Raw genomic sequence first — 12,277 nt, forward strand, 5'->3', positions numbered from 1 at the left:
CGACGGTCGACGTCCTCACATTCCGGGAACTGGATCACCGGGGCGCTGAGGACCGATAGGGTCCTTCGCCCACACCTCAGGGGCGTCAAGCAGGCGTGCGTGGTGTCAGGCGTTTGATCTCGCGGATGACCGGGGCGGTCTCGATCGACTGGATGTCCGGGAGGGCGCCGATGTGGTGGTTGAGGTAGAGGTACAGCTCGGTGGCGTTGCGGCAGATGACCGTGGCGATCAGGTTCGAGGGGCCCGTCGTGGCGGCGACGAGGTCGGTCTGCGGGTGGGCGCTCAGGGTTTCGCCGACGCGTTGCAGCGCGCCCGGCGCCACCCGCAGCCACAGCATCGCGCGTTTGCGGTAGCCGAGCCGGGCGGGCGGGAAGTCGACGTTGACGCGGATCGCGCCGGTGTCGCGGAGGCGTTCGAGGCGGCGGCGGGCGCTGGACGGGGAGAGGCCGGTCTCGGTGGCGAGTTCGGGCAGGCCGGCGCGACCGTCCTTGGCGAGCGCCTCGACCAGCGCCTGGTCGGCCGCGTCGAGTTCGACGGTCTGCTGGGCGGTGCCGAGGTCGGCGAGCGGCGGGACGGGCGGTGTCGGCGGCGGGGTGTGCTCCGGCATGAGGGCCGTGTGCTGCTGCACGGTGAGGGCGCCGAGCTTGGTGTACCAGCGCGGCGGGTTGCCGCAGAAGGTGCGCAGGAAGCAGTGGGCGTCGAAGGAGATGATCCGCGGGGTGCGGGGCAGGGCGCGCAGCAAGACCTCTTCGTCCTCTTCGGCGCCGCCCGTGTGGATGGTGCAGTGCAGTTCGGTGCCGCCGGAGGCGAGGCTGATGTAGCCGGTGTCCGGGCGGCGAGCGAGGGCCTCGGCGATGGGCAGGGCGGCGTCCGGGGCGCAGCGCAGGCGGAGCAGCCAGCGGGTGCGGCCGAGGCGCTCGGCGTCGGGTTCGCCCACGATGTGCAGACCCGCGCCCCGCAGTCGCCGGTAGCGGCGGGCCACGGTGTGCTCGGAGACGTCGAGGACGGGCGCGATGCGACGGAACTGGGCGCGGCCGTCGAGCTGCAACGCGTGCAGCAGCTGCCGGTCGAGCCGGTCCGGGATGCTGGTATCGGTCACGCTGCCCTCCACTGGTGACGGTGTCTGCCGCTTTTCCCGCGCCGGCTGGGTGGGGCGGGCGTGCTGCGTGATCGTAAGTCCCGGGGGCGGCGGCCGTCGCACCGCCCCGTGCCTGCCTCTCGTGGGCCGAATTCCGTATCCCGTACTTTGAGGACGTCACATGTCACAGCAGGTTCGCGGAGTCGTGGTCACCGCCAAGGACGCCCCGGCGGAGGTCACCACCGTCGTGGTCCCGGATCCGGGACCGGGCGAGGCCGTGGTGCGGGTCGAGGCGTGCGGGGTGTGCCACACCGATCTGCACTACAAGCAGGGAGGCATCGGCGACGAGTTCCCCTACCTCCTCGGCCACGAGGCGGCGGGTGTCGTGGAGAGCGTCGGCGAGGGGGTGAGCGAGGTCGCCGTGGGTGACTTCGTCGTCCTGAACTGGCGTGCCGTGTGCGGGCAGTGCCGGGCCTGTCGGCGCGGGCGCCCGCAGTACTGCTTCGACACCCACAACGCGCGGCAGAAGATGACCCTCGCCGACGGCACCGAGCTGTCGCCCGCCCTGGGCATCGGCGCCTTCGCGGAGAAGACCCTGGTGGCCGCCGGGCAGTGCACCAAGGTGGACCCGAGTGTCTCGCCGGCCGTCGCGGGCCTGCTCGGCTGCGGTGTCATGGCGGGCATCGGCGCCGCCATCAACACCGGGAACGTGGGCCGCGGCGACAGCGTCGCCGTGATCGGCTGCGGTGGTGTCGGCGGCGCGGCGATCATGGGGTCCCGGCTCGCGGGCGCCGCGCGGATCATCGCGGTGGACATCGACGACGACAAGCTGGAGAAGGCCCGCGCGCTGGGCGCCACCCACACCGTCAACTCCCGTACGCAGGACGCCGTCGAGGCCGTCCGGGAGCTGACCGGGGGCAACGGCGCCGATGTCGTCGTGGAGGCGGTCGGCCGCCCGGAGACGTACGAACAGGCCTTCTACGCGCGCGACTTGGCGGGCACGGTCGTCCTCGTCGGCGTGCCGACTCCCGAGATGCGTGTCGAGCTGCCGCTGCTCGACGTGTTCGGCCGCGGCGGCGCGCTGAAGTCCAGTTGGTACGGCGACTGCCTGCCGTCGCGGGACTTCCCGATGCTGATCGACCTGCACCGGCAGGGCCGCCTGGACCTCGGCGCCTTCGTGACGGAGACCGTCGGCCTGGACGACGTCGAGAAGGCGTTCGCGCGGATGCACGACGGCGACGTCCTGCGCTCGGTGGTGGTCCTGTGATGGGCGCCCGCGTCGAACACCTCGTCACCTCCGGCACGTTCAGCCTAGACGGCGGCACCTGGGAGGTCGACAACAACGTCTGGCTCGTCGGCGACGACACCGAGGTGGTCGTCATCGACGCCCCGCACGACGCGGACGCGATCGCCGAGGCCGTCGGCGGGCGCACCCTGAAGGCCATCGTGTGCACGCACGCGCACGACGACCACGTACGCGAGGCCCCGCGGTTGTCCGCGAGGACCGGCGCCCCGGTCCTCCTGCACCCCGACGACCTGCCGGTGTGGGAGCTGACCCACCCCGGCCGCAAGCCGGACGGCGACCTCGCGGACGGCCGGGTCGTCCACGTCGCCGGCGTCGAACTGCACGTGCTGCACACACCGGGCCACGCACCCGGCGCGGTGTGCCTGTACGCGCCCGCCCTCGGGGTGGTGTTCACCGGTGACACCCTCTTCCAGGGCGGTCCCGGCGCCACCGGCCGGTCGTTCTCCGACCACCCGACGATCGTCGACTCGATCCGGCGCCGCCTGCTCACCCTGCCGCTCGACACGGTCGTCCACACCGGCCACGGCCCCAGCACCACCATCGCGGCGGAGGCCCCCGGCTTCGACCGGGAGCCCTCCGGCGACACGTAGGGGATTGCTGTGCCGGCCCCGTGGAGGCCCGCCCGGTCGAGGCGCCCTGGCCCGCTTCGCCTTCGGCTGGTGGTGACCGTCTGCGGCCGCGCGGCCCGGGGACGGCCGGGCCCACGCGGCCGTTACAGCGGCAGCTCGCCCGTCGTCGCTACCTTCGCGTACCAGCGGGCGCTGGCCTTGGGGGTGCGGGTGCCGGTCGGGTAGTCGACGTGGACCATGCCGAAGCGCTTGCTGTAGCCGTAGCCCCACTCGAAGTTGTCCAGGAGCGACCAGAGGAAGTAGCCGCGGACGTCCGCGCCGGCGGCGATGGCGCGGTGCAGGGCGGCGAGGTGGTCGCGGACGTAGGCGATGCGGTCCGGGTCGTTGACGTTGCCCTCGGGGTCCGCGTAGTCGTGGAACGCGGCGCCGTTCTCGGTGATCACCATGGGCAGGCCGGGGTGGTCGGCGCCCAGGCGGAGCAGGAGTTCCTCCAGGCCGGAGGCGTCGATCGTCCAGCCCATCGCGGTCCGGTCGCCGGGCGTGGGGTGGAAGGCGACGCGGTCCGCGCCCACCCAGGGGCTGTGCGCGCTGGCGCCGTGGCCGTCGCTGCCGTGCGCCGGGTCGCCCTCGGAGACCAGCGTCGGCGAGTAGTAGTTGACGCCCAGGAAGTCGAGCGGCTGGTGGATCTCGGTCAGGTCGCCGTCCTGGACGAAGGACCAGTCGGTGAGCCCCGCGGTGTCCTTGAGCAGGTCCTCGGGGTACTCGCCCCGCAGCATCGGTCCGGTGAAGACCCGGTTGGCCAGCGCGTCGATGCGCCGGGCGGCGTCCGTGTCCCCGGCCTCGTCGGTCAGCGGGCGCACGTGGTGCACGTTGAGGGTCACCGAGACCTGGGCGGACGGGCGCAGCTGGGAGCGCAGCGCCTGAACGGCCAGGCCGTGGCCCAGGTTGAGGTGGTGGGCGGCGCGCAGGGCGGCGACGGGCTCCGTGCGGCCGGGGGCGTGCACACCGGACGCGTAACCGAGGAAGGCGCTGCACCAGGGCTCGTTGAGGGTGGTCCAGGTGTCGACGTGGTCGCGCAGGCCCTCGGCGGCCAGCGCCGCGTACTCGGCGAACCGCTCGGCGGTCTCGCGGACCGGCCAGCCGCCCAGGTCCTCCAACTCCTGCGGCAGGTCCCAGTGGTAGAGCGTGGCGACCGGCTTGATGCCCTTCTCGCGCAGCGCGTCGGCCAGGCGCCGGTAGAAGTCGAGGCCCTTCTGGAGGGCGGGGCCGCGGCCGGTCGGCTGGATGCGCGGCCAGGCCAGCGAGAAGCGGTACGCCTTGACTCCCAGGTCGGCCATGATGTCGACGTCCTCGGCCCACCGGTGGTAGTGGTCGCAGGCGATGTCACCGGTGTCGCCGTTGAGGACCTTGCCGGGCGTGCGTGCGTAGGTGTCCCAGATGGACGGCGTACGGCCGTCCTCCTGGGCGGCGCCCTCGATCTGGTACGAGGCGGTCGCCGTGCCCCACAGGAAGTCGGCGGGGAACGTGAGCGCGGATGACATGGAGGGCTCCTCCGGGGAGAACGGGCGGGACGGGTACGGGAGTTGGCGGCCGGGAAGCAGGGCTCAGCCCTTGACGGCGCCCTGCATGATGCCGCCGACGATCTGGCGGCCGAAGACGATGAACATGGCGAGCAGCGGCAGTGTGCCGAGCAGTGCGCCCGCCATGATCAGGGACTGGTCGCGGACGTAGCCGGCGCTCAGCTGCGTGAGGGCGACGGGCACGGTCGGGTTGGTCATGTCGAGGGCGATGAACGGCCAGAAGAAGTCGTTCCAGGCGTGCACGAACGTGATCATGAAGATCACGGCCATGGGGGCGCGGGCGATCGGCAGCACGATGGACCAGAAGATGCGCAGCGAGTGCGCGCCGTCGACGCGGCCCGCCTCGACGAGCTCGTCGGGCAGCGCCTCGGCGAAGTACTGCCGCATGAAGAACACGCCGACCGCGCTGACCAGCGTCGGGAAGATGACGGACGGCAGCTGCTGGCCCCAGCCGAGGTCGCTCATCATCATGAACAGCGGGACGACGCCCAGTTGGGGCGGCACCATCATGGTTCCGATGACGATCATGAGCAGGGCGTTGCGGCCCTTGAAGCGGAGCTTGGCGAAGGCGAAACCGGCGAGGGTCGCGAACAGCACCGTGGACAGCGAGATGGCCCCGGCCACGATGAGCGAGTTCATCATCGCCTTGCCCATGGCGGCCTCGGTCCAGGCCCGGGAGAGGTTGGTGAAGAGGTTCGGTCCCGGCAGGAACGGCGGTGGTGTCCGCGAGATCCGGGCGCTGTCCGTGGAGGCCGCGACCAGCGTCCAGTAGAGCGGGAAGAGGGAGACCAGCGCGGTGATCCCGAGCAGGATGTAGGCGAGTGGCCCGGCGTGGTGCTGTTTTCCGGCGCCCTGCCTCAAACGCCTTCGGCGGGCGGGCGCGAACGGTGCGACGGTGCCGCGGCCTGCGGCGCGGGTGCGGACCGGAGCGGTGTCGGTGGTCATGGCATGGCTCCCCGGTCAGTGCGTGCGGTTGCGCAGGCGCGCGATGACGCGCTGCAGGACGAAGACGAGGACGAGCAGCAGGAACATCGCCCAGGCCACGGTGGCCGCGCGGCCCATCTGGTAGTTCTTCCAGCCTTCTTCGTAGAGCAGCAGTCCGAGCGTCTGGTACTGGTTGTCGGTGCCGCCGGTGACGCCGTTGGGGCCCTGGCCGAAGATCAGTGGTTCGCCGAAGAGCTGGGTGGCGCCGATCGTCGACAGGACGATGGTGAAGACGATCGTCGCCCTGATGCCGGGGACGGTGACAGTGCGGAACTGTTGCCAGCGGTTGGCGCCGTCGATGGCGGCGGCCTCGTAGCGCTCCAGCGGCACGGCCTGCATGGCGGCCAGGTAGAGCAGGGCGTTGTAGCCGGTCCAGCGCCAGATCACGATGGTGGAGATGGCGGTCTGGGAGGCTCCGGTGGAGTTCTCCCAGTCGATCGGGTCGATGCCGATCAGCCCGAGGCCCCAGTTGATCATTCCGAAGTCGCGCTGGAAGAGCATCGTGAAGACGAGCGCGGCGGCGCCGACCGAGGTGGCGTACGGGGTGATGGCGGCGACCCGGAAGAAGGTCGAGCCGCGCATCTTGTAGTTGAGCAGGTGCGCCAGGCCCAGGGCCATGAGCAGCTGCGGCACCGTGGAGATCACACCGATGGTGATGGTGTTGCGCAGCGCGTTCCAGAACCGGTCGTCGGCGAGGAGCGCCGTGTAGTTGTCCAGGCCCTGCCACGTCATGACGTCGAAGGTGGACAGCTCGACCTGGTGGAAGGAGATCCACGCGGTGTAGATCAGCGGGTAGAAGCTGAACGCCGCGAAGATGACGAAGAAGGGGGCCACGAACGCGTAGGGCGCGCCCTTCACGTCGAGGCGGTGCAGCAGCGGAACCTTCGAATGGGCCGTGCCGGCACCGGACTTGTCTCGGCGGGGCTTGCCGGGGCGTGGATCCGGAACGCGATCCGGCTTCGCGGGTGAGCCGGCTGTCGGGGGCGGCTCGGCGGACGAGCCGAGCTGAGTGGAGGGGGCCACCGGGGTCCTTCCGTCGGGCGGGCGAGCTGGCGGGGCGAGCGGTGCACCGGGGCGGGTGCGGCCGGCGGAGAGACTCCGGCCGCACCCGCCCGGTGCCGTACGCGTCAGCCGACGGCCTTCTTCACGCGCTCGTCGGTGGTCTTCCACGCCTCGGCCGGGGACTTGCCGTTCTCGACCAGCTGGAGGCCCTGCGAGAAGGCGTCCTTGATGGTGCCGTCCTTGCGTCCGAGGACCTGCTCGGCGGGTACCTCGTTGGCCGCCGCGCCGAAGATCTGGCCGGTCGGGGCGTCGGAGAAGTACTCCGCCTTGGCGTCCTTCACCTTCGGGTCCTCAAGAGCGGTCTTGGAGGACGGGAAGTTGCCGAGCTTCTCGAAGAGGTGGGCCTGCTGCTCGGGGGCGGTCAGCCACGCCACGAACTTCTTGGCCTCGGCCTTCACCGGGCTCTTCTCGGTGACCCCGAGGAAGGAGCCGCCCCAGTTGGCGCCCTTGGGGGCCTTGGCGACGTCCCACTTGCCCTTGTTGGCCTTGCCGGCCTTGTCGCTGATGTGGGCGAGCATCCAGGCCGGGCAGACCGTCGTGGCGAAGGTGCCGTTGGCGAGCCCCGGGTCCCAACCGGGCTGGAACTGCGGCAACTTGGCGGTGAGGTCCTTCTGCGCGGCGTCGGTCGCGAGGTTCCAGGCCTCCTTGATCGCCGGGTTGGTCTTGTAGATCAGCTCGCCGGACTTGTCGTAGTACTGCTCGGAGTTGCCGTAGACCATGGCGTTGAACAGGCCGGAGGCGGAGTCCAGGTACGAGACCTTCTTGTCCTTGTTGCCCTTGGCGAACTTCTCGCCGGTCTCGACGTACTTCTTCCAGTCCCCCTCCCACAGCTTGCCGACCTTGTCGCGGTCGGTGGGCAGCCCGGCCTTCTCGAACAGGTCCTTGCGGTAACAGACCGCCATCGGCCCGGTGTCCGTGCCGAGACCGAGGACCTTGCCGTCCTCCGTGGTGATCTGGGCCTGCTTCCACGGCTGGAAGTGGTCGGTGCCCTTGGTGCCGGCGAAGTCCGCGAACTTGTCGGCCTGCGTCTCGGTTATCTCCTTCGCCCGCGCCACCTCGATGCCCTGGACGTCCTTGAGTCCGGAGCCGCTGGCGAGGTGGGTCTGAAGGGCGGTGTAGTACGTCTGCTCGTCACCGGCCGCCTCGACCTTGATGGTGACGTCGGGGTTCTCCTTCTCGTACTTCTCGATCAGGCCGGTCTCCTTGAAGCCCATCACGCCGTACAGGCCCATGGTGATGGTGACCTTGCCGTCCTTGACGCCACCGCCTGTGGCGCCCGCGCCCTCTCCGCCACAGCCCACGAGCAGGGCGCTCGCCGCCGTGCAGGCCAGCACAGCTGTGACTTTTGTACGCAGTTTCCGCTCGACCTTGAGCATGAACGTCCTCCATGAGACGGCGCCGACGCATCGGTGGCACGAGTCGGCCAGAAGCGCGGCCGCCCGCGGTGGGCATCATCGAGTTCCCAGCTCAGAGCAGGTTTGCAGGAGGCCGACGAACATGGTTCGCGGCCTCTGGTCCGCCTGCTGGAGAGTTGGTGGGAACGTGCCCACTGAGTTGCTGGAAGAGTGGCCGCCCGACAACTCCCGTGTCAAGAAGTCGAATCCAGCTCGTTTCCACCTCGTTATCGACGGGCGCTTCCCGGGAGGGGCCGCGGGGCGGGCAGAATCGGGGTGGCACCTGGCAGAATGCGCAGGCCGGGAGGGTCGGGCACGCAACGGGGCGGCCGTGGAGGCGAATTGGAGGAACCGGGACGATGAGCGGCGACACCACACGACGGACGCCGGGCCGTGAACGGAGCGAGGGCCGACGCGGCGGGAGTCACGATGCGGGCGGCGACGTCGGCAGGGGCTCCGGCGGGCGGCCGACGATCAAGACCGTCGCGGCCCGTGCGGGTGTCGGGCGCACCACCGTCTCGCGTGTGGTGAACGGTTCGGAGCTGGTCAGCGAGAAGGCGCGGGAGGCCGTGCTCAAGGCCATCGCGGAACTGGGCTACGTTCCCAACTCGGTGGCCCGCGGCCTGGTCACCAGCCGTACCAACGCCGTCGCCCTGGTCATTCCGGAGTCGGAGAGCCGGCTCGGTTCGGAGCCGTACTTCTCGGCCGTGATCCGCGGTGTGAGCGCCGCGCTCGCCGACACGCGCACCCAGCTCCAGCTGATGCTCGTCCGCGACCAGGCCGAACGCGACCAGCTCACGCAGTCCGTCGCCGAACGCCGGGTCGACGGCGTGCTGTTGGTCTCGGTGCACGAACACGACGCGCTGCCGGGCCTGTTGGAGTCGGCGGGGCTGCCGACCGTCCTCGCGGGCCGCCGCCGCGAGGACGACCCGCTCAGTTACGTCTGCGCCGACAACCGGGGCGGGGCCGCCGCCGCCGTACGCCATCTCCTGGACCGCGGCCGGCGCCGTATCGCCACCGTCGCGGGGCCCCAGGACATGGAGGTCGGCCGCAGCCGGCTCCGCGGCTGCCGGGAAGCGCTCGTGCGGGCCGGCGTCCCCGCGGAGGAACACCTGGTCGCCGTCGGGGACTTCACGGAGGAGGGGGCCCGCGTGGCGTTGCGTTCGCTACTTGAACGTGCGCCGGACCTGGACGCGGTGTTCGCCGCCTCCGACCTGATGGCCGCGGGCGTCCTCCTCGAACTGCGCGCCCAGGGACGCCGGGTGCCGGAGGACGTCTCGGTCGTCGGATTCGAGGACTCCTACCTCGCCCGCCACACCAACCCGCCGCTCACGACGGTCCGCCAGCCGACGGAGAACATCGGCGGCACGATCGCGCGCACGCTGCTGCGCGAGATCGAGAATCCCGCGGCTCCGCGTACCCGGCTGGTGCTGGATACGGAGTTGGTGGTGCGGGAGTCCTCGTGACCGATGGGTCCGGGTGCGGGTGCGGCTGCGGCTGCGGCTGCGGCTGCGGTCAGAGCTTGTAGCCGCCACTCGCCTCGATCACCTGGGCGGTCACCCAACGCCCCTCGTCGGACGCGAGAAAGGCGACGACGGCGGCGATGTCGGGGGTCTCACCGAAACGCCCCAGTGCGGTGTCCGCCTCGATGGCCGCGGTCATACCGGCGTTTTCGCGGACGGCGGCATTCATGTCGGTGCGCACCCAGCCGGGCGCCACGGCATTGACCGTGATTCCGCGCGGACCCAACTCCATGGCGAGTGCATGGGTCAGGTTGTTGATGCTCGCCTTCGCCATGGAGTAGACGGGGACCGCCTGCATCGGCCGCGTACCCGCGGCGGAGGAGACATTCACGATCCGGGCGCCGTCGGAAAGGCGGCTCAGGGCTGATTGCACGAGAAAGAACGGGGCGCGGGCATGCACCGCGAACATGGTGTCCCAGCTTTCCGGCGTGGCGTCCGCGAGGCCGCCCCATCCCGCGTTTCCGGCATTGTTGACCAGCAGGTTCAGGGTTTCGCTGCCGGTGCGTCGTACGAATTCGGCGTCGAGTCGCGTGAACAGCTCCGGAATGGCGTCGGCGTCGGCGAGGTCCGCGTGGAGCGCGAATGCGCTGCCGCCCGCCTTCTCGATGGCCTCGACGGTCTCGTCGGCGCCGCGCTTGCTAGCGTTGTAGGTGAGCGCGACGGTCGCCCCGTCCTGTGCGAGGCGTTCGGCGATCGCGCGTCCGATGCCTCGCGATCCTCCGGTGACGAGGGCGGTCTTTCCAGCAAGTGGCCGTGACATTCGGAACTCCTTGGCAGATGAAAAGGGCCGCGCATTGGTGCGCTGCTCCCTTTCCTCACTCTCCAGGAACGGCCGAGTACGTTCCATAACGTACAGTCCGGGAAAGTTTACCGATCGTCCACGCCGCGTGCGGCGGTCGCTCTGAAGCGGCGGGGCGAGAGCCCGACCACGCGCCGGAATGCCGTACTGAAGGCGCTCTCGGACTCGTAACCCGTCGCGGCGGCCAGTTCGGAGATCGACCGGGTGTCGCCGCGCAGGGCGTCGCGGGCCAGGCTCATGCGCCACTCGATCAGATACGTCAGCGGGGCGGTGCCGACCTTGGCCTTGAACGCGGCGGCGAACGCCGAACGTGACATGTGGCTGATCGCGGCGAGTTCGTCGAGCGTCCAGCGTCGGCCCACGTCCGCGTGCATCGCGCGCAGCGCCGCGCCGATGCCGTCCTCGACCAGCGCGCCGAGCCAGCCGACGGGCCGTTCGGTCGCGTCGGCATGGACCCGCAGCATGTGAACGAGGATGAGCTGCGCGAGGTGTTCGAGCACGAGGGAGCGGCCGACGCCGGCCGACTCCATCTCCGCCACCGTGAGCGCGGACAGGTGGGTGAGGAGCGCTCCGCGCGGGTCGCCGGCGCGGACCAGCACGAGGGGCGGAAGCACGTCGAACAGCACGGAGGCGTTGGCCTCCTGGAACGCGAAGTCGATGCAGCACACGTAGGTGTCCTCGTCGGCCTCCGCCCCGACACGCACCTCTCCCCCGACCGTCCCGCGCTCCTGGAGGTCGGCGGCCTCGCGCGGTGCCACGTCGAGCGCGCTGGCGAGCGTGTGGCCCGGCGGGTTGTTCAGCAGGAAGAAGTCCCCCTCGCGCAGGAGCACCGGCTCGCACCCGGTGAGACTCATCCAGCACTCGCCCTCGAGAACGACCCCGAGCTTGACGTGCGCGTACGGCTCGAAGCGCACCGCCCACGGCGAGGCGGCGTGCACGGGCGCCGGAACGACGGCCTGCGTGCGCAGGAGCTTCAGGACGTCGACGATGGGGTCGCCGGAGCCGACGGCACCATTCCGCTTGGACGATCGGTAAGGTTTCACAGCGCTCACGTTACGCATAGTACGCAGGGAGCCCGCACGCCCGCGCCTCCGACGACCGAAGGCATGGGCGTGTGGGATCGGTGCATCAACGCGCTACTTCCGTACGGTGTTCGCGCTCGCGAGGTCCATGAAGATGGCGACGTGGGCCGGCGGCATGCCTGCGAGCGTGCCTCCCGCGGGCGACGGGCGCTCCGCGTCGTCGATCATGCGCCGGGCGGCCTCGGGTGTGACGGGCGGGACCGCGTGTTCGAGGTAGTAGGTCTTCTCCTCGTCCGCGGTCAGCCCGTCCGGCACGGCGGGAGCGTAAGGCCAGAAATAGATGGGGGTGTTGGGCTCGATGCGCCAGCTGTCGGCGAGCGAACCGGCATCGACGACGTCGTAGCCGACCGCTTCCAGGAACCGCGTGACGATCTCCTTCGCGGCGGCATCGTCGCCGGCGATCGGCAGCGTGGTCCGCTCGGGATCGCCCTTGGGCCGGGCGTTGGAGTACATGTGGTTCCAGTCCAGGTTGTGCAGGCCCTTGACGACCAAGGAGTCCTTGAGGTGGCGCTGCACGAGCCCGGTCGAGGTGAGTTCCCCTTCGTCGAGTTCGGCGTCGCGCCAGAACTCGGGGTAGTAGTTCGTCTGGTCGATGACCACCTTCCCGGCGAGCTTGTCGGCGGGCAGTGCCTCGTAGGTCGCGAGCGGGAGGGGGAGGGTGACGATGTCACCGGCCTCGATCGCCTCGTCGACGGTTCCGGCGCGCGCGAGCGGACCGAGCTCCCGGACGAGCTCCGAAAGGGTCTCCGGGCCCCGCGAGTTGCTGATCACGACCTTGTAGCCCGCGTCGACGGCCAGGCGGGCGACGGCGCCACCCACAAGGCCGGATCCGATGATTCCGATGGTCCGCGTCATCACTGATGTCCTTCTCGTAGCTCACGGCAGGGATGCGAGTCCGGC

The 12,277-nt window shown here is 70.4% G+C and carries 11 protein-coding genes; 3 read left to right on the forward strand and 8 right to left on the reverse strand.

All coding sequences use genetic code 11. From position 1 onward, the window contains the following. Positions 1 to 85: 85 nt before the first annotated feature. Positions 86 to 1,099, reverse strand: a complete 1,014-nt coding sequence (locus ACYBSK_RS23000; RefSeq protein ID WP_460243143.1) for an Lrp/AsnC family transcriptional regulator — start codon at positions 1,097 to 1,099, stop codon at positions 86 to 88. 160 nt (positions 1,100 to 1,259) lie between these two features. On the opposite strand from ACYBSK_RS23000, the gene ACYBSK_RS23005 reads away from it, so the two are divergent. Both ACYBSK_RS23005 and ACYBSK_RS23010 read left to right on the forward strand, forming a co-directional pair. Next, a complete protein-coding gene (locus ACYBSK_RS23005; RefSeq protein ID WP_457479109.1) occupies positions 1,260 to 2,345 on the forward strand; it encodes an S-(hydroxymethyl)mycothiol dehydrogenase in 1,086 nt (361 codons plus the stop codon). Then, on the forward strand, positions 2,345 to 2,974 hold the full coding sequence (locus tag ACYBSK_RS23010; RefSeq protein ID WP_457479110.1) for an MBL fold metallo-hydrolase: 630 nt from the start codon (positions 2,345 to 2,347) through the stop codon (positions 2,972 to 2,974). Before ACYBSK_RS23005 ends, ACYBSK_RS23010 begins: the two co-directional genes overlap by 1 nt. 122 nt (positions 2,975 to 3,096) lie before the next feature. On the opposite strand, the gene ACYBSK_RS23015 is transcribed toward ACYBSK_RS23010, so the two are convergent. From ACYBSK_RS23015 to ACYBSK_RS23030, 4 genes are all read right to left on the reverse strand, one after another. Next, positions 3,097 to 4,494 (reverse strand): GH1 family beta-glucosidase, encoded by a 1,398-nt coding sequence (locus ACYBSK_RS23015; RefSeq protein ID WP_460243144.1) that lies wholly within the window; start codon positions 4,492 to 4,494, stop codon positions 3,097 to 3,099. Between the two features lie 63 nt (positions 4,495 to 4,557). Next, positions 4,558 to 5,478, reverse strand: a complete 921-nt coding sequence (locus ACYBSK_RS23020; protein WP_457479112.1) for a carbohydrate ABC transporter permease — start codon at positions 5,476 to 5,478, stop codon at positions 4,558 to 4,560. Positions 5,479 to 5,493: 15 nt separating this feature from the next. Further along, positions 5,494 to 6,540 carry a carbohydrate ABC transporter permease gene (locus ACYBSK_RS23025; protein ID WP_460243145.1) on the reverse strand — a complete coding sequence of 349 codons (1,047 nt, stop codon included), beginning with the start codon at positions 6,538 to 6,540 and terminating at the stop codon, positions 5,494 to 5,496. A gap of 104 nt (positions 6,541 to 6,644) precedes the next feature. Continuing rightward, positions 6,645 to 7,955 carry an ABC transporter substrate-binding protein gene (locus tag ACYBSK_RS23030; RefSeq protein ID WP_457479114.1) on the reverse strand — a complete coding sequence of 437 codons (1,311 nt, stop codon included), beginning with the start codon at positions 7,953 to 7,955 and terminating at the stop codon, positions 6,645 to 6,647. Between the two features lie 377 nt (positions 7,956 to 8,332). On the opposite strand from ACYBSK_RS23030, the gene ACYBSK_RS23035 reads away from it, so the two are divergent. Continuing rightward, positions 8,333 to 9,439, forward strand: a complete 1,107-nt coding sequence (locus tag ACYBSK_RS23035) for a LacI family DNA-binding transcriptional regulator (RefSeq protein WP_457479115.1) — start codon at positions 8,333 to 8,335, stop codon at positions 9,437 to 9,439. A 49-nt stretch (positions 9,440 to 9,488) separates the two neighbouring features. Here ACYBSK_RS23035 and ACYBSK_RS23040 read toward each other — a convergent pair whose 3' ends face one another. From ACYBSK_RS23040 to ACYBSK_RS23050, 3 genes are all read right to left on the reverse strand, one after another. Further along, positions 9,489 to 10,256: an SDR family NAD(P)-dependent oxidoreductase gene (locus ACYBSK_RS23040; RefSeq protein ID WP_457479116.1), complete on the reverse strand. Its 768-nt coding sequence runs from the start codon at positions 10,254 to 10,256 to the stop codon at positions 9,489 to 9,491. Positions 10,257 to 10,363: 107 nt separating this feature from the next. Further along, the gene (locus ACYBSK_RS23045) at positions 10,364 to 11,347 is read right to left on the reverse strand and encodes an AraC family transcriptional regulator (RefSeq protein ID WP_460243146.1); all 984 of its coding nucleotides are present in this window, start codon (positions 11,345 to 11,347) and stop codon (positions 10,364 to 10,366) included. 84 nt (positions 11,348 to 11,431) lie between these two features. Beyond that, positions 11,432 to 12,232, reverse strand: a complete 801-nt coding sequence (locus ACYBSK_RS23050; RefSeq protein ID WP_457479118.1) for an NADPH-dependent F420 reductase — start codon at positions 12,230 to 12,232, stop codon at positions 11,432 to 11,434. Positions 12,233 to 12,277: the final 45 nt, after the last annotated feature.

The sequence above is a fragment of the Streptomyces sp. BYX5S genome, from assembly GCF_054724165.1.

What these genes read in the sequence shown, in the direction of transcription:
- ACYBSK_RS23010 (WP_457479110.1), top strand. Translation starts at nt 2,345, where the DNA reads ATGGGCGCCCGCGTCGAACACCTCGTCACCTCCGGCACGTTCAGCCTA.
- ACYBSK_RS23020 (WP_457479112.1), bottom strand. Translation starts at nt 5,478, where the DNA reads ATGACCACCGACACCGCTCCGGTCCGCACCCGCGCCGCAGGCCGCGGC.
- ACYBSK_RS23030 (WP_457479114.1), bottom strand. Translation starts at nt 7,955, where the DNA reads ATGCTCAAGGTCGAGCGGAAACTGCGTACAAAAGTCACAGCTGTGCTG.
- ACYBSK_RS23035 (WP_457479115.1), top strand. Translation starts at nt 8,333, where the DNA reads ATGAGCGGCGACACCACACGACGGACGCCGGGCCGTGAACGGAGCGAG.
- ACYBSK_RS23050 (WP_457479118.1), bottom strand. Translation starts at nt 12,232, where the DNA reads ATGACGCGGACCATCGGAATCATCGGATCCGGCCTTGTGGGTGGCGCC.
- ACYBSK_RS23040 (WP_457479116.1), bottom strand. Translation starts at nt 10,256, where the DNA reads ATGTCACGGCCACTTGCTGGAAAGACCGCCCTCGTCACCGGAGGATCG.
- ACYBSK_RS23005 (WP_457479109.1), top strand. Translation starts at nt 1,260, where the DNA reads ATGTCACAGCAGGTTCGCGGAGTCGTGGTCACCGCCAAGGACGCCCCG.
- ACYBSK_RS23015 (WP_460243144.1), bottom strand. Translation starts at nt 4,494, where the DNA reads ATGTCATCCGCGCTCACGTTCCCCGCCGACTTCCTGTGGGGCACGGCG.